The 18598-nt window shown below is 65.9% G+C and carries 11 protein-coding genes and 1 tRNA gene; 3 read left to right on the forward strand and 9 right to left on the reverse strand.

The window, feature by feature from the left end; all coding sequences use genetic code 11:
• Window positions 1-5: 5 nt before the first annotated feature.
• Together AD89_RS0106475 and rpsA are read right to left on the reverse strand one after the other, a co-directional pair.
• A complete protein-coding gene (locus AD89_RS0106475) occupies window positions 6-1832 on the reverse strand; it encodes a hypothetical protein (RefSeq protein WP_025777793.1) in 1827 nt (608 codons plus the stop codon).
• A 46-nt stretch (window positions 1833-1878) separates the two neighbouring features.
• Window positions 1879-3363 (reverse strand): 30S ribosomal protein S1, encoded by a 1485-nt coding sequence (gene rpsA / locus AD89_RS0106480; RefSeq protein ID WP_025777794.1) that lies wholly within the window; start codon window positions 3361-3363, stop codon window positions 1879-1881.
• 206 nt (window positions 3364-3569) lie between these two features.
• Between rpsA and AD89_RS0106485 the strand changes: the two genes are divergently transcribed.
• A complete protein-coding gene (locus tag AD89_RS0106485; protein ID WP_025777795.1) occupies window positions 3570-4409 on the forward strand; it encodes a class I SAM-dependent methyltransferase in 840 nt (279 codons plus the stop codon).
• 134 nt (window positions 4410-4543) lie between these two features.
• Here the strand turns inward: AD89_RS0106485 and polA are convergent, their stop codons facing one another.
• Window positions 4544-7207, reverse strand: a complete 2664-nt coding sequence (gene polA, locus AD89_RS0106490) for a DNA polymerase I (RefSeq protein WP_025777796.1) — start codon at window positions 7205-7207, stop codon at window positions 4544-4546.
• Window positions 7208-7249: 42 nt separating this feature from the next.
• Between polA and AD89_RS0106495 the strand changes: the two genes are divergently transcribed.
• Window positions 7250-7711 (forward strand): PaaI family thioesterase, encoded by a 462-nt coding sequence (locus tag AD89_RS0106495; RefSeq protein WP_025777797.1) that lies wholly within the window; start codon window positions 7250-7252, stop codon window positions 7709-7711.
• A gap of 135 nt (window positions 7712-7846) precedes the next feature.
• On the opposite strand, the gene AD89_RS0106500 is transcribed toward AD89_RS0106495, so the two are convergent.
• Window positions 7847-8467, reverse strand: coding sequence for an ANTAR domain-containing response regulator (locus tag AD89_RS0106500; RefSeq protein ID WP_035320143.1), 621 nt, complete (start codon window positions 8465-8467; stop codon window positions 7847-7849).
• A gap of 192 nt (window positions 8468-8659) precedes the next feature.
• Here AD89_RS0106500 and AD89_RS0106505 point away from each other — a divergent pair.
• Window positions 8660-8741, forward strand: a tRNA-Leu gene (locus tag AD89_RS0106505).
• 158 nt (window positions 8742-8899) lie between these two features.
• On the opposite strand, the gene AD89_RS20635 is transcribed toward AD89_RS0106505, so the two are convergent.
• From AD89_RS20635 to gltB, 5 genes are all read right to left on the reverse strand, one after another.
• Complete coding sequence (locus tag AD89_RS20635) at window positions 8900-9076, reverse strand: GNAT family N-acetyltransferase (RefSeq protein WP_081770363.1); 177 nt, start codon at window positions 9074-9076, stop codon at window positions 8900-8902.
• A gap of 48 nt (window positions 9077-9124) precedes the next feature.
• Window positions 9125-10498: a dicarboxylate/amino acid:cation symporter gene (locus AD89_RS18250; protein ID WP_035320145.1), complete on the reverse strand. Its 1374-nt coding sequence runs from the start codon at window positions 10496-10498 to the stop codon at window positions 9125-9127.
• 219 nt (window positions 10499-10717) lie between these two features.
• Entirely contained in the window at window positions 10718-12265 is a 1548-nt protein-coding gene (gene pyk / locus AD89_RS0106520) for a pyruvate kinase (RefSeq protein WP_025777799.1), read from the reverse strand.
• 127 nt (window positions 12266-12392) lie between these two features.
• The gene (locus AD89_RS0106525) at window positions 12393-13856 is read right to left on the reverse strand and encodes a glutamate synthase subunit beta (RefSeq protein ID WP_025777800.1); all 1464 of its coding nucleotides are present in this window, start codon (window positions 13854-13856) and stop codon (window positions 12393-12395) included.
• A complete protein-coding gene (gene gltB / locus AD89_RS0106530; protein WP_025777801.1) occupies window positions 13849-18549 on the reverse strand; it encodes a glutamate synthase large subunit in 4701 nt (1566 codons plus the stop codon). The genes AD89_RS0106525 and gltB overlap by 8 nt, the downstream gene beginning before the upstream one ends.
• Window positions 18550-18598 lie beyond the last annotated feature (49 nt).

An 18598-nucleotide genomic window follows, 5' to 3' on the forward strand; every position in this document is an offset into this window, starting at 1 on the left:
TCATCTTACTGATCCAGTCGGTACACCCGCACTCCCTCCTCGGCGAAGATCGGATCTCCGACGGCGGCATCGAGGAATTCCGCATAGTCTCCGTCGCCTCCCGGCAGCAGCGGAGCTTCGGGCGCGAGAACGATGAAGTCGACCCCGGTCTCCCTCAGTTCGGCGATCGCCGAGGCGACTTCCGGACTGTCCGCGCCCGGCATGGGCTCACCGTCGAAGACGGAGGCGTGGAGCACTTCGTCGAGGGCATCCTCGGGGGCGGAATAGGTCACCGGCGATTCCGGGCTCGAACCGATGAAGTAACCGCCGGTCTCGCGGTAGCGGAATCCGCTCACCGACTGCCACACCATGGCTTCGTCGGCGTGGGGCTCGGCCCATGCGAGGGGGCGGGGGACAGTCTTGACGACGGATCCGACGGGGACCACCTCGGCGATCGATTCCTCGTAGAAGTCCGGAACTGTCACCTCATGGGCGGTCTGCGGAGCGGGGAGGATGGCAACGGCGGAAAGGACGAGCAGGATGAGGAGGGCGCGGGCGCGACGCAGCTTCCGGTGGCTCAGGGCCCACTGGAGGCCGATTCCGAGCACGGCGAACAGCGCGATCGTCGAGTGGAAGACGAGCCGCATGGGCAGGATGTTGTTGAGTACGGGGACGGCCTCGACGAGCGCGAACGGACCGGTCTCGACAAGCACGCGGCCGCCCAGGAGGATCGGGGAACCCAACGCCAGCAGGAAGACGAGGAATCCGGTTGCGGCCGCGATGCGCACCGGCACCGCAGACACGGAGCGGCGGCCGAGGCCGGCGACGATGAGCACGGAGGCCACCAGAGCCGGTACGCCGATGTAGGCGCCGAGTTCGGCCGGGTCGATCTCCATGATCCGGGGCAGCGGGGAGACCCCGGAGCTCAGCCAGGCCGGGGCCGCAGGCAGGATCGGGTCGAGCAGGTCGGTGTTCCATACTCCGTGTGGGCGAATGGCGCCCTGTGGGGCGTTCGGCCCGGACATGGTCACCAGCAGCGGGATCGCACACAGCAAGGCGATGCAGCCGGCGACTGCGGAACCGAGACCGAGGGCGACCCATGACCGGGCGCGGTAGAGGCGGCGTCCGAAGACGGCGAGGCTGGCCAGGAAGCAGAGTGCGGCGAGGAAGGTTCCGGCCAGAACTTCGGTGGAGACGTAGAACTGGAAGCCGAGGAGGAGCCCGAAACCTCCGCCGAGCGCCCAGAGGCGGCGACTGCGCAGCAGAGGACGGCCGGGATCCGCCTGTATCGCGCGGCCGAGGTCGAGGAGAGCGAGGATCGCCCACGCGGTCAGGGGCGGGGTGACGACATAGGCGAGGTTCGGGTGGCCGCCGAGCTGGGCGATGACATAGCTGGAGAAGCCGACCCCGGCAGCGGCGAGGAAAGCGGACAGATGGTCGAGGAAGCGTCGGAAGAGTACGGCTGCGGCCAGGCTGCCGAGCACCGGGAAGGCGAGGATGAGGAGGTTGTAGCTCACGATGGGGCCGGCCACCCACGTCACGGGAGCGAGCAGGATCGCAAACCCTGCGAGCGAGGTGTTCCAGGCTCCGTTGACTCCCCCGCCGAGGGCGTTCATCGATTCCGTGTACAGCAGGCCGCCGGTTTCCCCCGGTCCGAATCCGAGGATGTCTGCGAGAACCTGCGCGGCGTGCCCGAGCCACCAGATGAACAGTGAGGTGTCGTCATTGGAAGCGACGACGCTGCCGCCGGGGTCCGCGGCGACGGAGCCGAAGACGGTCAGGCTGCCGACGCAGAGGAGGAGGGCGTACCACAGCCAGGGGCGCAGGCGCTCTCGAGTCGTGGGGGCATACACAAAGGGCTCCCGGCCTTCCGACCGGGAGCCCAAGTGATGGCTGCTATCAGCTGCCTGCAAGCTTCTCACGCAGGGCTGCGAGAGCTTCGTCGCTGGCCAGGGTGCCCTCGTCGTTCGCCTCTTCGGAGGAGAACGATCCGGTGGCCGGAGCGGCTTCGGCAGAACCGACGGCATCGGCTGCGGAGGCCTCGGCATCCGCTGCGATGGCCTTGGCGACCTGCTTCTTGTGCTCTTCCCAGCGTTCCTGAGCGGCGGCGTACTGCTGCTCCCAGGTCTCGCGCTGAGCCTCGTAGCCCTCGACCCATTCGTTGGTCTCGGGATCGAAGCCCTCGGGGTACTTGTAGTTGCCGTCCTCGTCGTACTCCTGCGGCATGCCGTACAGAGCGGGGTCGAGGAACTCTTCGGCCTCGGGGTCGACGCCTTCGTTCGCCTGCTTCAGCGACAGCGAGATGCGGCGGCGTTCGAGGTCGATGTCGATGACCTTGACGTAGATGGTCTCGTCGACCGAAACGACCTGCTCGGGCAGATCCACGTGGCGCACGGCCAGCTCGGAGATGTGGACGAGGCCTTCGATGCCGTCTTCGACGCGCACGAATGCACCGAACGGAACGAGCTTGGTGACCTTGCCCGGCACGATCTGTCCGATGACGTGCGTGCGAGCGAAGTGCTGCCAAGGATCTTCCTGGGTGGCCTTGAGCGACAGCGAAACGCGCTCACGGTCCATGTCGACGTCGAGAACCTCGACGGTGACTTCGTCGCCCACGGTGACGACCTCACCCGGGTGATCGATGTGCTTCCAGGACAGTTCGGAGACGTGGACGAGTCCGTCGACACCACCGAGGTCGACGAACGCACCGAAGTTGACGATGGAGGACACGACACCAGGACGGACCTGGCCCTTCTGCAGGGTCTGCAGGAAGTCGTGACGGACGGCCGACTGGGTCTGCTCGAGCCAGGCACGGCGCGACAGGACCACGTTGTTGCGGTTCTTGTCGAGCTCGATGATCTTGGCTTCGACCTGCTGGCCGATGTAGGGGGCGAGGTCGCGGACGCGGCGCATCTCGACGAGGGACGCGGGCAGGAAGCCACGCAGTCCGATGTCGACGATCAGGCCGCCCTTGACAACCTCGATGACGGTGCCGGTGACAACGCCGTCGTCTTCCTTGATCTTCTCGATGTCGCCCCACGCACGCTCGTACTGAGCGCGCTTCTTCGACAGCATGAGACGACCCTCTTTGTCTTCCTTCTGAAGAACGAGGGCTTCGATTTCGTCCCCGACCTCGACGACTTCGCCGGGATCGACATCGTGCTTGATGGAAAGCTCACGTGCGAGGATGACGCCTTCCGTCTTGTATCCGATGTCGACGAGGACTTCGTCACGGTCGACTTTGACGACTTCGCCCTCAACGATGTCGCCATCGTTGAAGTACTTGATGGTCTCATCGACGGCGGCGAGGAAATCCTCAGCGGTTCCGATGTCGTTGACAGCGACCTGCTTCGGCTGCACCGATTCCGGCGTGGTGGTGGTCATATAGGTAGGGACTCCGATGGAATATTGGTCCAGATCCGGTACCCTGGCGACAGGTCGTGTAAGTTGCCGCAAGAACCGAATCCGGTCTCGAATGCGAATTTGGACTTGTATGCACAGGCGCATACGGTTGTCAATGCTAGCACCTTTTCGGGTGTGAATGCACGCCGAAGAGACGAATCATCACCACCTGGTGCCACGGAGGAACCATGAGCGAAGGAACTGACGGAGCCGAGGTCATCAGCGGTGGCTATCTCCCGATCGACGAAGAGGCTTCCGTCCGGGCCAATCGCAGCTATTGGGACAACTCGGCCGAGGAGTATCTCGCCGAACACGGCACGTTCCTCGGGGCTTCGGATTTCATCTGGTGTCCGGAAGGAATTCACGAATCCGATGTGCGCCTCCTCGGCGATGTCGCCCGGAAGCAGGTTCTCGAGGTCGGCTGCGGTGCCGGTCAGTGCTCCCGGTGGCTGGCCGAGCAGGGCGCGATCACCACAGGTGTCGACGTCTCCGCCGGAATGCTCGAGCAGGCCTCGCGTCTGCAGCGCGAACATCCCCTGAGCGCCGAGGCGACTCCCCCGACGTTTCTCCTCGCCGATGCCCGACAGCTGCCGTTCGCATCGAACAGCTTCGATCGCGCGTTCTCCTCCTACGGTGCCCTGCCCTTCGTCAAAGACGCCGAGGTCGTCTTCGCCGAGGTGGCCCGAGTGCTGCGCAACGGCGGACAGTGGGTCTTCTCGACGACTCACCCGATGCGGTGGATGTTCCCCGATGTTCCGGGTGAGGCCGGTCTGACCGTCGAGTACTCGTATTTCGACCGCACACCGTACGTCGAACTGTCCTCCGACGGTCAGCCCGTCTACGCCGAGCACCATCGCACGATGAGCGATTGGGTCCGTCTGCTCGTCGAGGCCGGCTTCACGATCGATTCGGTGACCGAACCCGAATGGCCGGAAGAGAATCGGACCGCCTGGGGCGGTTGGTCACCGCTGCGCGGAGCGCTCATGCCCGGCACCGTGATCTTCTCCACCACACTGACCACAGACTGAGGTGCCGCTCAGCCGAGCACGCTGACGTCTCCGACCGGTCCCCCGCGCCCGGCGCCCTCGAACACGTGTGAGCACGCTCCGCGGCAGGTGCACGCCGCGAAGAGTGCGTCGGGCCCTGAACGAGCGACGGGTGGTCAGTGGGCGGCGGCATGCCAGGAGCGGCCGGTGCCGACGTTGACGTCGAGGGGCACATCGAGCTCGAACGCCGACCCCATCTCCTCCGTGACGATCGTCGTCACCTCGTCGATCTCATCAGGGCGGACGTCGACGATGATCTCGTCATGAACCTGCAGCAGCATCGGCGAGTGCAGGTCCTGCAGCCGCGCGGCGACCCTGAGCATGGCGATCTTCATGATGTCGGCGGCCGACCCCTGGATCGGTGCGTTGAGTGCGGCGCGCTCGGCCATGTCCCGCAGCTGTCGGCGGTCACTGTGCAGCGCCGGCAGATAGCGGCGGCGGCCCATGATGGTCTCTGTGAACCCCTTGGCGCGGGCCTGTTCGACGATGTCGTCGAGGTAGTCCTTGACGGCCCCGAACCGTTCGAAGTACTGGTCCATCAGCCCCTTGGCTTCATCGACCCCGATCGCCAGCTGCCGGGAGAGCCCGTAGGCGGAGAGTCCGTACACCAGCCCGTAGGACATGGCCTTGACCTTCGAACGCATCTCGGAGTCGACTTCGTCGATACCGACGCCGAAGACCTTCGAGCCGACATAGGAGTGGAGGTCCTCGCCGTCCTTGAACGCCTGGATGAGCGCGTCGTCGCCGGACAGGTGAGCCATGATCCGCATTTCGATCTGCGAGTAGTCGGCGGTGAGCAGAGTCCCACCCGACACCTCGGGATCGGCGATGAAGATCTCCCGGATGCGTCGGCCCGATTCGGTCCGCACCGGAATGTTCTGCAGGTTCGGCTCCAGCGAGGAGAGCCGTCCGGTGGCAGCCACGGTCTGCTGGTACGTGGTGTGGATGCGGCCGTCGTCGGCGACGGTCTTCAGCAGTCCGACCACGGTCTGCTTGAGCTTTGTCGAATCCCGGTAGGCCAGCAGATGCTGGAGGAAGGGATGTTCGGTCTTGACGAACAGTTCGGCCAGGGCTTCGGCATCCGTCGTATAGCCGGTCTTCGTCCGCTTGGTCTTGGGCATATCGAGTTCGTCGAAGAGCACGGTCTGCAGCTGCTTGGGAGAACCGAGATTCACCTCGTGGCCGATCGCATCGTAGGCTTCCTGCGCGCTGGCTTCGGCCTGTTTCGTGAATTCGTCGATGAGATTCGACAGTCCATCCTCGTCGACGGCGATTCCGGTCGCTTCCATCCGCGCGAGCACGGGCACGAGCGGCAGCTCGATCTCGCGGTACACCTGCGTCATGTTCGCGTCGTCGACGGCGGCGGCGAGCACCTCGTGGACTTCGAGCAGAGCGGCGGCGCGTTGACCGTGCGTGGTCACCGCGGCATCCGAATCGAGGTCGAGGGCGAGCTGTCCTGAATCAGCTTCGGGTTCGCTGAGGTCGATGCCGGCGCGGTCGGCGGCGATCTGCCCGAGCTCGTAGGAACGGGCATCGGGAACGAGGAGGTAGGCGGCCAGAGCCGTGTCCCCGGCGATATCGGTCACGGACAGCCCCATCGACTCCCACGCCTTGATCTGCAGCTTCGAGCTGTGGAGGATGAGCGCATGCCCGCCCAGGGCGGAACCGAGCTTGCCGACGGCTTTCTGCCCCGCCTCGGCGAGGTCGACGACCCACGCCTGCCCGGGTTCGGCGGAGACCGCAAGGGTCCGGGCCTGACCGTGACCGAGCTCGAAGGAGGCATCCGAATCGAGCGCGAGCACATCGTGGTCGGCGATCTTCGACAGCAGCGTGTCGATGTCGACGGTCTCGATGGTGGTCTCGCGGGCCGGGGCCGGCTCGGAATCGTCTCCGGCCTCCGGGAAGATCGCGGCCAGACGCTTGCCGAGGGCTTGGAACTCGAGCTGATCGAACAGGCTCGACAGTTCGGCCGGGTCGCCTTCGCCCCAGGCCAGGTCGTCGAACTCCAGGCCCAGGTCGACGTCGTCGAGGAGGCGGTTGAGTCGGTAGTTCCGCTCCACCTCGGTGATATGGTCGCGCAGCTTCTCGCCGACCTTGCCGCCGATCTTGTCGGCGTTGTCCAGCACGCCGGGCAGGTCGCCGTGGGCGGTGAGCCATTTGGCCGCGGTCTTGTCACCGACTCCGGGCACGCCGGGCAGATTATCGGCCTTCTCACCGACGAGCGCGGCCAGCCCCCGATAGTTCGCGGGGCTGACCCCGTACTTCTCCTCGACCGCGGCAGGAGTCATCCGGTTGAGATCACTGACTCCGCGTTTCGGGTAGAGGACCGTCACCCGGTCGGAGGCGAGCTGGAACGAATCCTTGTCTCCGCTCATCACCTCGACGAACGAGCCGGCCTCGGTGCCCATCTTCGCCATCGTCGCCAGGGCGTCGTCGGCTTCGAAGCCCTCCTTCGTCACGACCCGGATGCCCATCGCCGTGACGATGTCCTTGATGAGGTCGATCTGCGGATGGAACTCGGGCGGAGTCTTCGCCCGGCCGGCTTTGTACTCGGGGTACTCTTCGAGGCGGAAGGTCTGGCGTCCGAGGTCGAAGGCCACGGCCACATGGCTGGGCTCCTCGTCGCGGAGGACGTTGATGAGCATCGAGATGAAGCCGTAGATGGCGTTCGTCGTCTGACCGGTGCTGGTGGAGAAGTTCTCGACCGGCAGGGCATGGAAAGCCCGGTAGGCCAGGGAGTGTCCGTCGATGAGCAGGAGGGATTCGTTTGAGTGACTCACATGGCATAGCCTAGCGTTCGAAGCTGACTTGAAGGAGAACCGATGCTGCGTCCCGACGTGTCCCTGACCGCTCACACCACATCTGAGGAGATCGACACGCTGCTCGAGCAGCTGCGTGGGCCGGGCTCCGGTGGTGAGCTGGCCGAGAGGATGGGAATCGAATTCGTCGAGCTCGCCCATGACCATGTCGTGGCCACGGCCCCGGTCGTCGGCAATCGGCAGCCGATGGGACTCTTCCACGGAGGCGGCCACGTCGTCCTCGCCGAGTCGCTGGCATCGATGCATTCGTACCTGCTCTCCGGGGGTAGGAACGTCGTCGGAGTCGATCTCAATGCCACTCACCTGCGTGCCGCACGTGAGGGCGTGGTCACCGGTCGTGCCGAGGTGCTCCACCAGGGACGCACGATCGTCTCCCATGAAGTGAAGATGACCGACGAGGCGGGGCGGCTGCTCTCGATCGTGCGGATCACGAACATGATCCTGAAAACCGAGCCGAAGGACTGAGGTCCGAATCGAAGGGCGGAGGTGAAGGGCCGAGCCAGGACCTTCCGCAGCGAACGCAGAAGACCGGCGAATCCATCTCGGGATCCGCCGGCCTTCTTGAGTTCCGGGTCCGGACCTGCCTGGTCCGGAAGGTGGTTACTTCTTGCTGCCGATCTGCTTGAGCACGGTCTCGGCGACCTCGCGCATCGTCAGTCGGCGGTCCATCGAGGTCTTCTGGATCCAGCGGAAGGCCTCGGGTTCGCTCAGCCCCATGGACGTCTGCAGCAGGCTCTTGGCTCGTTCGACGAGCTTGCGGGTCTCGAAACGTTCTGTGAGATCGGAGATCTCGGACTCGAGCGAGCTGATCTCGGCGTGACGCGAGAGCGCGATCTCCAATGCCGGGATGAGGTCGGCCGAGGTGAACGGCTTGACGACATAGGCCATGGCGCCGGCATCGCGGGCACGCTCGACGAGCTCCTTCTGCGAGAAGGCGGTGAGCAGCACCACGGGCGCGATCCGGGCGCGGGCGATGCGCTCAGCCGCGGAGATTCCGTCGAGGATCGGCATCTTGATGTCCATGACCACGAGGTCGGGGCGCAGCTCCTCGGCCAGGCGGATGGCGGATTCGCCGTCCGCAGCCTCACCGACGACGTCATAGCCGACCTCGCGGAGCATTTCTACGATATCGAGACGAATCACGGCCTCGTCTTCGGCCACGACTACGCGGCGGACCGGCACGGACTCATCTGAAGTTGATTCTTCGCTGTTTGAAAGCACGTCACCAGTCTAGACCAGGCGCTCAGCGTCGTGGCCAGCGGACCGGTAAGTTTCTTCTGTGAGGGTGGCCACGGCCGGTGACGGTGGCCACCGGCGGGCATCCTCGGCGGGTGGCGAATGTGCAATCGGTCCGCGCGCGCAGTAGAATCGTCCCCGTTGCACAGGCGGTCCTTTCAGGACAGCTCGTGACGAGCCGGATTGGCGGAATCGGTAGACGCGGTGCACTCAAAATGCATTGTCGAAAGACGTGCGGGTTCGAGTCCCGCATCCGGTACAGACGAAGGCACTGTCGACCATGTTGTCGACAGTGCCTTCTTGCATTCCCTCGGGGGTGTCAGCACCCGCGGGCTCGAAGTGCATACGCACTGATCAAGATCACTACCTATGATTTTCGAAGCCGCCCGTGCACACCATTCGGCTCATTCGGCCGATTCAGCGCCGCAGGCCGAGGGTGAGGATCTCCGTCCCGCTCTCACGCGCCGCCCGGACGAGCGCGGCCAGCAGCCCCTTCCCCACACCTCTGCCCTGCGCCTGCGGGGCGACTGCGACCTCTTCGATGTCGACATGGGGTCGGAAGGTCGGCCCTCGACGAGGCGGCCGAGCAGCGATGTCACCTGCAGGACATCGGGCTCGGCCGGTCCCTCGGCTGAGAGGAGATCAACTCCGGCTGTGGGCATCCTCGGTGCGGGTCTCGTCGACATCGGCAGCTTCCTCGGTCGGAACGTAGCCGTTGATGCGCGGGGCATCGAAGCGTTCGACGTCCAGGATCTCATGGCGCTTGGCCACGATGGCCGGAATGAGTGCCTGACCGGAGACGTTGAGCGCGGTGCGGCCCATGTCGACGATCGGTTCGATGGCCAGGAGCAGGCCGACGCCCTCGAGGGGCAGCCCCAGCGTCGACAGCGTCAGGGTGAGCATCACGGTCGCACCGGTCGTGCCGGCCGTGGCGGCCGAACCGATGACGGCGACGAAGACGATGAGCAGGTACTGGATGAGGGAGAGGTCGATGCCGAAGAACTGAGCGACGAACACCGCCGCGATCGCCGGGTAGATCGCCGCGCAGCCGTCCATCTTCGTCGTTGCGCCGAAGGGCACGGCGAAGGCGGCGTAGGAATGGGGCACCCCGAAGTTGTCGGTGGCGACCTTCTGCGTCACGGGCATGGTGCCGATCGAGGACCGGGAGACGAAGCCCATCTGCGTGGCCGGCCAGACTCCGGAGAAGTACTGGCGCACGGACAGACCGTTGGCACGAGCCAGGGCCGGGTAGACGACGAAGAAGACGATCGCGAGGCCGACATAGACGGCGACGACGAACCACAGCAGCGATCCCATCGTCGACCAGCCGTAGGAGTTCACGGCGTTGCCGATGAGGCCGAGCGTACCGATCGGAGCGATCCGCACGATCCACCAGACGACCTTCTGCACCACGGCCAGGGCCGCCTCGGTGAACTGGAGGAACGGCTCTGCGGCCTTGCCCACCTTGACCGCGGCGATGCCGATGGCGCCGGAGACGATGATGAGCTGGAGGATGTTGAAGTTGACATCGGAGGTCAGCGCTCCGGCCTCATCCGCCGACGTGGCGACCTCGAGTCCGAGGAAGTTCACCGGGATCAGACCGGTCAGGAAGGCCAGCCAGCTGCCCTGGGAATCGGGAGCGCCGGTGCTCAGCGACGCAGCATCGGCATGGGCGCCGGGCTGCATGACGATGCCGATGATGAGTCCGAGGATGACGGCGATCAGCGCCGTGAGGGCGAACCACAGCAGGGTCGATACCGCAAGCCTGGCGGCATTGGTGACCTTGCGCAGGTTGCCGATGCTCGCGATGATCGCAGTGATCACCAGCGGTACGACGGCGGCCTTGAGCAGGGTGACGTACGACGAGCCGATGGTGTCCAGGGTCTGGCCGAGCCAGTTGTCAGCACTGTCGCTGACCGGTCCCCATGAGCGGGCGATGAGCCCGAGGATGACACCGGCGATGAGTGCGATGGTCACCTGCACTCCGAAGGACTTGCTCCACGCGGGCAGTCTCATTGAATTCCTCTCCTAGCGGGTCCTCCCCTCTGTGATCCGCAGGGAGGATTGGGCAACACAGAGCACAACTGTTGAGCAATCCCTGAAATTCCTCGATCTTCTGTGATCTGTCTCGCATCCTGGAATCGGCTCGCGACGCGCCCGCGGGCACGCAAACGCCGGCGGCGCCTGCCCTGTGATGACAGGACAGGCGCCGCCGGCGCGTCGGACCGCAGTTGATCAGTGGCGGGGCGAGTGGCCCTCGCGCACGATCGGCACCTCGCGGGTGATGGGCGCTTCGGCGACGACCCCGTACCCGGCCAGCGGATCCTCCTCCGAGTCCGAGGCGTCCTGGTAGGCGGCCGTCACACCCTTGGCGGCATCGCCGATGGTGTGGATGCGCAGGGCGTTCGTCGAGCCGGGGATCCCGGGAGGCGAACCGGCCACGAGGATGCTCTGATCGCCTTCGCGAGCCGTGCCGTCGGCGAGCAGAACGGCGTCGACCTGGCGAGCCATCTGGTCGGTGTGACGCACGGTCTTCACGAGATACGGCCGGACTCCCCAGGTCAGCGCCAGCTGGTGACGGACCTGCGGGTCGGGGGTGAAGCCGAGGATCGGCCAGGCCGGGCGCAGACGCGACATGCGCCGCACCGAATCGCCCGTCTGCGAGAAGGTGCACAGAAGGTCGATATCCAGTTGCTGAGCAATCTGCACGGCTGCCGCGGTGACGGCTCCGCCCTTCGTATGGGGAACGGTGCCCAGCGCGGGAATCCGTTCGAGACCGTGCTCTTCGGTGGAGCCGATGATCCGGCTCATCGTCCGGATCGCTTCGACCCAGTGACTGCCCACCGAGGTCTCACCGGAGAGCATGAGCGCATCGGCGCCGTCGAGGACGGCGTTCGCGCAGTCGCTGGCTTCGGCGCGGGTGGGCCGCGGTGCGTCGATCATCGTCTCGAGCATCTGAGTGGCCACGATGACGGGCTTGGCCTGCTGACGGGCGATTTCGACGGCCCGCTTCTGCACGATCGGGACCTGTTCGAGCGGCAGTTCGACGCCGAGGTCGCCGCGGGCGACCATGATTCCGTCGAAGGCATCGATGATCTCATCGAGCTGGTCGACCGCCTGCGGCTTCTCGAGCTTGGCGATGACCGGAGCGGTGATTCCCACCTCGTCCATGACCGCTCGCACATCCTTCATGTCCTCCGGGCTGCGGACGAAGGACAGAGCGACCCAGTCGAAGCCGAGCTGCAGACCCCACTTGAGGTCGTCGACGTCCTTCTCCGACAGAGCGGGAACGGAGACCGGGACTCCGGGCAGGTTGATGCCCTTGTGGTTGGAGATGGTTCCGCCGATCTCGACCTCGGTGACCACATCGGTGGCGGTCACCTCGGTGGCGCGCAGGCGCAGGCGCCCGTCGTCGATGAGCAGCGGATCTCCCACGGACACGTCTTCTGCCAGAGTCGGCAGGGTCGTGGATACGATCTCCGCGGTGCCGGGGACGTCACGGCTGGTGATGGTGAAGGTGGCCCCTTCGACGAGCTCTTCCTTCCCGTTGGCGAAGGTGCCCACGCGGATCTTCGGACCCTGGAGGTCCAGCAGGACGGCGACGGGGCGTCCGGTGTCGAGGGCGGCCTGGCGGACCCAGGCGAACTTCTCTTCGTGCTCTTCTCGTTTTCCGTGGCTCAGATTGAATCGGGCGACATCGACGCCTTCATCGACGAGCTCGCGGATCTCTTCATAGGAGTTCTGGTTCGGACCTAAAGTTGCGACTATCTTTGCACGCCTCATACGCTCCACCCTACCTAAAGTCTCAGCCGGCGGTTTCCACCGCTCTTCGCTGGTCACGGGCGGTGCGGGTGCGGCACTTCGCTGTGCCGCACCCACCACCCTTTCTCAGTTTCTGACATGAACTATCTTAGCATTTGAACCCTTCGTCGGTGGGCTGCACGGGTGCCGGCAGCCTCGTCGACCCGGTGAGGAACCGGTCGACTTCGGCGGCCGCGGCGCGCCCCTCGGCGATGCCCCACACGATGAGCGACTGCCCGCGTCCGGCATCGCCGGCGACGAAGACTCCGGGGGTCTCCGAAGCGTAGGAGTCATCACGGGTGAAGGCTCCGGTCTCGGCGACGTCGAGATCGAATGATTCCGATTCCGGTCCGGAGAAGCCCAGTGCCAGCAGCACGAGATCGGCCTCGAGGACGTGTTCGGTGCCCGGCGTCGGAATCCGGCGGCCGTCGACGAATTGGGTCTCGGCGACCTCGATCCCGCTCACGCGGCCGGTGTCGTCGCCGACGAAGCGCGTGGTCGAGGCGAGGTACTTCCGCGTTCCGCCCTCCTCGTGCGAGGACTGGACTTCGAAGACGCGAGGAACGGTCGGCCACGGATCGCTCTCACTGCGTTCGGCAGGCGGCTGGGCGCCGATCGCCAGAGTCGTCACCGAGGCGGCCTTCTGGCGCAGGGCAGTGCCCAAGCAGTCGGCGCCCGTGTCCCCGCCGCCGATGATGATGACGTGTTTGCCCGCGGCATCGATGAACGCCGACGAGTCGGCCTCGGGGCCGCGATGATCGCCCGCCTGATCCCGATTCGAGGGCACGAGGTAGTCCATGGCGAATTCGACCCCGTCGAGATCGCGGCCGGGGATCGGCATGTCGCGCGGAACCGTCGCACCCGTGCACACGATGACGGCATCGAAGCTCGAACGCAGGGATTCGAGCGTGACATCGCGTCCGACCTCGACCGAGGTCTTGAAGCGGGTGCCCTCCGCACGCATCTGATCGAGTCGACGATCGATGTGGTGCTTCTCCAGCTTGAAGTCCGGGATGCCGTAGCGCAGAAGTCCGCCGAGGCGGTCGGCGCGTTCGTAGACGACGACCGTATGCCCGGCTCGGGTCAGCTGCTGGGCCGCGGCCAGCCCGGTGGGACCGGATCCGATCACGGCGACCGTGTGGCCCGTGATCCGCTCGGGGATGATCGGCTGGATGAGACCGGCCTCGAAGCCCTGATCGACGATCGTGACCTCGACCTGTTTGATCGTCACTGCCGGCTGGTTGATGCCGAGGACGCAGGCGTTCTCGCACGGGGCCGGACAGGCACGCCCGGTGAACTCCGGGAAGTTGTTCGTCGCGTGGAGCAGTTCGACGGCGCGCGGGAGCTCGCCGCGGTACATCGCGTCGTTGAATTCCGGGATGAGGTTGCCCAGCGGGCAGCCCTGATGGCAGAAGGGGATGCCGCAGTCCATGCAGCGTGATGCCTGTCGTCGCAGCTGCTCGGGATCACCCGCCTCGTAGACCTCCTTGTAGTCCATGAGACGGATCGGGACGGGGCGCCGCTTCGGCAGCTCTCGGTGTTCGACGGTGAGGAATCCGTGCGGATCAGCCATTGGTGGCCTCCAGAATCGTGTGCCAGGCTTCGTCCGAGTCGACGGCCTTGCCGGCCGCGACGAACTCGTCCTGGATGTCTTTGACCGTCGCGTAGGCGACGGGGATGATCTTCGTGAAGCGGGAGAGGACGTCCTGTCCTCGGCGCAGTCCGTCGAGGAGCTCGCGGGCCAGCGGTGAGGCAGTCCATTCGACATGCTCACGCAGCAGCCGCTCGAGGATCTCCATATCGTCCACGCCGACACCGGTAAAGCGGAAGACGCCGGCCGCCCGCTCCTTCGGATTGAGTCGGGCCGGATTGAAGTCGAGCACATAGGCGGTGCCGCCGGACATGCCTGCAGCGAAGTTCCGGCCGGTGCCGCCGAGGATGACGGCCACACCTCCAGTCATGTACTCGAGGCCGTGGTCGCCGATGCCCTCGACGACCGCCTCGGCGCCGGAGTTGCGGACGAGGAACCGCTCCCCCACCTGTCCCGAGACGAACAGCTTGCCAGCCGTCGCCCCGTAGCCGAGCACATTGCCGGCGATGACGTTGTGTTCGGGTCGGGTGGGGTTCTCCGCATGCGGCCGAACGCTGACGATTCCTCCGGACAGGCCCTTGCCGACATAGTCGTTCGCATCACCGCGGAGTTCGATGCTGACCCCCTGCGGCAGGTAGGCGCCGAGGGACTGTCCGGCAGTTCCGCGCAGCTCGAGCCGGATCGTGTGCTCCGGCAGGCCCACTTGCCCGTGGGCGAGAGTGATGTGATGGCCGAGCAGGGTGCCCGCCGAGCGGTCGGTGTTCTCGATCGCCGAGGTGATCGTCGTCTTCGTACCCTCCGAGATGGCGTCTCGGGCCTGCTCGAGCAGGCGGAGGTCGAGCTCGTCGGCGAAGTCGCGGTCGACGGGTTCGCCGCATTTGCGTGCGACGTCGGAGCTGCCGTGGAGGTCGACGGGGACCTTGAGGATCGAGGCGAGATCGAGGTCGAGCCCCGTTGCGGCCGCCCGCTCCTCGTCGATGCTCAGCCGCTCGACCGCGCCTATGGCCTCATCGAGGCTGCGCAGGCCGAGTGCCGCAAGGTAGGCGCGGACCTCCTCGGCGATGAAGGTGAAGAAGTTGACGACGTGATCGGCCTGACCGTGGAAGCGCTCGCGCAGCTTCGGGTTCTGGGTCGCCACACCCACCGGGCACGTGTCCTTGTGGCACACGCGCATCATGATGCAGCCGGAGACGACGAGGGCCGTGGTCGCGAACCCGAACTCCTCCGCGCCGAGCAGGGCTGCGATGATGACATCCCGGCCGGTCTTGAGCTGACCGTCGACCTGAACGCTGACCTTCTCGCGCAGACCGTTGAGCACGAGGGTCTGCTGGGCCTCGGCGAGGCCGAGCTCCCAGGGAGTGCCCGCGTGCTTGAGCGAATTGAGCGGGCTCGCTCCGGTTCCGCCGTCGTGCCCGGAGATGAGGACCACGTCGGCACCGGCTTTCGCCACTCCGGCGGCCACCGTGCCCACGCCGATCGCGGACACCAGTTTGACGTGGACCCGGGCCTTGGCGTTGGCGCGGCCGAGGTCGTGGATGAGCTGGGCCAAGTCCTCGATCGAGTAGATGTCATGGTGCGGCGGAGGCGAGATCAGCCCGACGCCCGGAGTCGCGTGGCGAGTCTTCGCGATCCACGGGTAGACCTTCGTCCCGGGCAGCTGCCCGCCCTCGCCGGGCTTGGCTCCCTGCGCCATCTTGATCTGCAGGTCGTCGGCCTCGGTGAGGTAGTGGCTCGTGACGCCGAAGCGTCCCGAGGCGATCTGCTTGATCGCCGAACGGCGCTCGGGGTCGATGAGCCGTTCGGTGTCCTCGCCGCCTTCGCCCGTGTTCGACTTGCCGCCGATCCGGTTCATCGCGATCGCGAGGGTCTCGTGGGCTTCCTGGGACAGCGAACCGTAGCTCATCGCTCCGGTCGAGAACCGCTTCATGATCTCCTCGGCCGGTTCGACCTCGGAGATGTCGATCGGACCCGATTCGCAGGGAACGAGGTCGAAGAGACCGCGCAGCGTCATGAGCTCGCGCGACTGTTCGTTGATCTGTGCCGTGTACTGGCCGAAGATGTCGAAGCGTCCCGTGGACGTGGAGTGCTGGAGCTTGAAGATCGTCTCCGGATTGAACAGATGCTCCGGTCCTTCGCGACGCCACTGGTACTCCCCGCCGACGTTGAGGTTCCGGTGCGAGGGGCGGGGGTGATCATCGCGGTAGGAGTCCCCGTGGCGGGCACTCGTCTCCGCCGTGATCTCCCTGATTCCCCTGCCGCCGAGCTGGTGCGGAGTCGAGGTGAAGTACTTGTCGATGAAAGCCTCGGACAGTCCCAGAGCCTCGAAGGTCTGGGCCCCGTGGTAGGACTGCACGGTCGAGATCCCCATCTTCGACATGATCTTGAGCAGTCCCTTGTTGAGCGCGGTGAGCACGTTGGCAACTGCGGCCTCTTCGCTGATTCCCCGGATCCGGTCCGAGCGGACGAGCGCCTCGGCGGATTCCATGACGAGGTACGGATTGACCGCGGACGCCCCGAAGGACACGAGGGTCGCGACGTGGTGGACCTCGCGGACGTCACCGGCCTCGACGATGATGCTCGCCCGCGTCCGCGAGCGTTCGCGCACGAGGTGGTGGTGCAGCGCCGAGGTGAGCAGCAGCGACGGGATCGGAGCGAGATCGGCCGTCGAGTCCCGGTCGGAGAGGATGATGAACACGGCGCCGGCCTCGATCGCCGCGCTCGCCTCGGCGCACAGCGCCTCGAGACGCTCGGCCATCGCGTCCTCTCCCCCGTTGACCGAGTAGAGGCCGGAGAGGATCACGGAGGGGTGTGCGTTCTCCACGCCGAGGTGGCTGCCCTTGACGTGCGCGATCGCCGTGAGCTCGTCGTTGTCGATGACCGGCTGGTCGAGCAGGATGTGCGCGGAGTCGGGCTTCGAGAACTCGAGCAGATTGCCCTCTCGGCCGATCCCGGCAGCCATGCTCGTCACGATGTCCTCGCGGATCGAGTCGAGCGGCGGATTCGTCACCTGAGCGAAGTTCTGGTGGAAGTAGTCGAAGAGCAGGCGAGGTCGCTGGCTGAGCGCTGCGATCGCGGTGTCCGTGCCCATCGCACCCAGCGGTTCGGCCCCGGTCTCGGCCATCGGCGAGATGAGGATTCGCAGCTCCTCCTCGGTGTAGCCGAAGGTGCGCTGGCGGCGCCTGACCGAGGACTGCGGGTGAGTGACGTGGACGCGGGTGGGCAGATCCTTCAATCGCTTCGAGCAGCTGTCCACCCAGTCGGAATAGGGGTGGTCGGTGGCGAGCTGGTTCTTGATCTCCGTGTCGGAGATGATGCGCTCGGACTCGGTGTCGACGAGGAACATGCGGCCCGGGGTGAGGCGGCCGCGGGCGACGACCTCGGACTCGGGCAGATCGACGACTCCGACCTCGCTGGCGAGCACCACCGTGTCCTCGGTCATCACGTACCGGGCCGGGCGCAGGCCGTTGCGGTCGAGGACGGCGCCGGCGAGCCGACCATCTGTGAAGGCCACACAGGCGGGACCGTCCCAGGGCTCCATGAGCAGCGAATGATATTCGTAGAAGGCCCGACGCTCCTCGCCCATGCCCGGATTGTTCTCCCAGGCCTCGGGGATCATCATCAGCATCGCCTGCGGCAGCGATCGTCCGGAGGCGACCATGAGCTCGACGACGGCATTGAACGACGCCGAGTCGGAGGCACCGGGCGGCACGATCGGGCACAGCCGGTCGAGGCTGCGCGAGGTCTCGGGCACGGGAGAGACGAGGAGTTCGGAGGAAAGCTTCGATTCCCTGGCCTGCATCCAGTTGCGGTTGCCGCGCACCGTGTTGATCTCGCCGTTGTGAGCGATCGTGCCGAATGGTTGGGCGAGCTGCCACGACGGGAAGGTGTTCGTCGAGAAGCGCGAGTGGACCAGTGCGATCCGCGACGTCAGCCGCTCGTCGCGGAGTTCTGTGTAGAACGAGGAGAGCTGACCGGTCGAGAGCATCCCCTTATAGGTGATGGTCGCCGGGGACAGCGAGGGAAAGTAGATGCCCGCGTGGTCGAGTCGCTTGCGCACGATGTAGGCGCGACGGGTGAGGTCCGCGTCGTCACGGGCCGGGTAGCGCTCGTCGAATGCGAGGAAGACCTGGCGCATCCGCGGCATGGTCGACCGGGCGATGTCGCCGAGCACACTGTCATCGTGGGGCACATCCCGCACCGCGTGGACGCGCAGGCCCTCCTCGGCGGCGATCCGGGCGACGAGGTCGTCCTGGGTTTCGTCGCCGGCCGCGGAGCCGGCGCCCAAGTCCGGGGACACGTTCTCCGACAGCGGCGGGGTTGCGGCCTTGAGATCGCGGCCGTAGTCCTGGGCGAAGAATCCGATGCCCACGGCGTACGCGCCGGGCTCGGGCAGGTCGATGCCGTCGGCGGCGAGCACCTCGGCGAAGTAGTCATGGGGCACCTGGAGAGTGATGCCCGCACCGTCGCCGGTGCCCTCGTCCGAACCGATGCCGCCTCGGTGTTCGAGCTTGCGCAGAGCGGTCAGGGCCTGTTCGACGACCTCGTGGTCGGCAGATCCGCGGTAGCGGACGATGAGCGCGAGGCCGCAGTTGTCATGTTCGAGCGCCGGATCGTAGAGACCGATGCGGCCAGGTGGGGCCGTGGTCTTGGGGGTCGACTGAGCGCTGTGGTTCATATCCTGCCTTCTCGGTGTTGAGTGCTTCCCGAAAAGACGGCGCTGTCCC

The organism is Brevibacterium sp. VCM10 (assembly GCF_000583215.1).
Classification (GTDB): Bacteria; Actinomycetota; Actinomycetes; order Actinomycetales; family Brevibacteriaceae; genus Brevibacterium; species Brevibacterium linens.

Bases quoted from the DNA above. Each gene is read 5' to 3' on its own strand.
- pyk (WP_025777799.1), bottom strand. From the start codon at position 12,265: ATGAGGCGTGCAAAGATAGTCGCAACTTTAGGTCCGAACCAGAACTCC.
- AD89_RS0106525 (WP_025777800.1), bottom strand. From the start codon at position 13,856: ATGGCTGATCCGCACGGATTCCTCACCGTCGAACACCGAGAGCTGCCG.
- gltB (WP_025777801.1), bottom strand. From the start codon at position 18,549: ATGAACCACAGCGCTCAGTCGACCCCCAAGACCACGGCCCCACCTGGC.
- AD89_RS0106495 (WP_025777797.1), top strand. From the start codon at position 7,250: ATGCTGCGTCCCGACGTGTCCCTGACCGCTCACACCACATCTGAGGAG.
- rpsA (WP_025777794.1), bottom strand. From the start codon at position 3,363: ATGACCACCACCACGCCGGAATCGGTGCAGCCGAAGCAGGTCGCTGTC.
- AD89_RS0106485 (WP_025777795.1), top strand. From the start codon at position 3,570: ATGAGCGAAGGAACTGACGGAGCCGAGGTCATCAGCGGTGGCTATCTC.
- AD89_RS18250 (WP_035320145.1), bottom strand. From the start codon at position 10,498: ATGAGACTGCCCGCGTGGAGCAAGTCCTTCGGAGTGCAGGTGACCATC.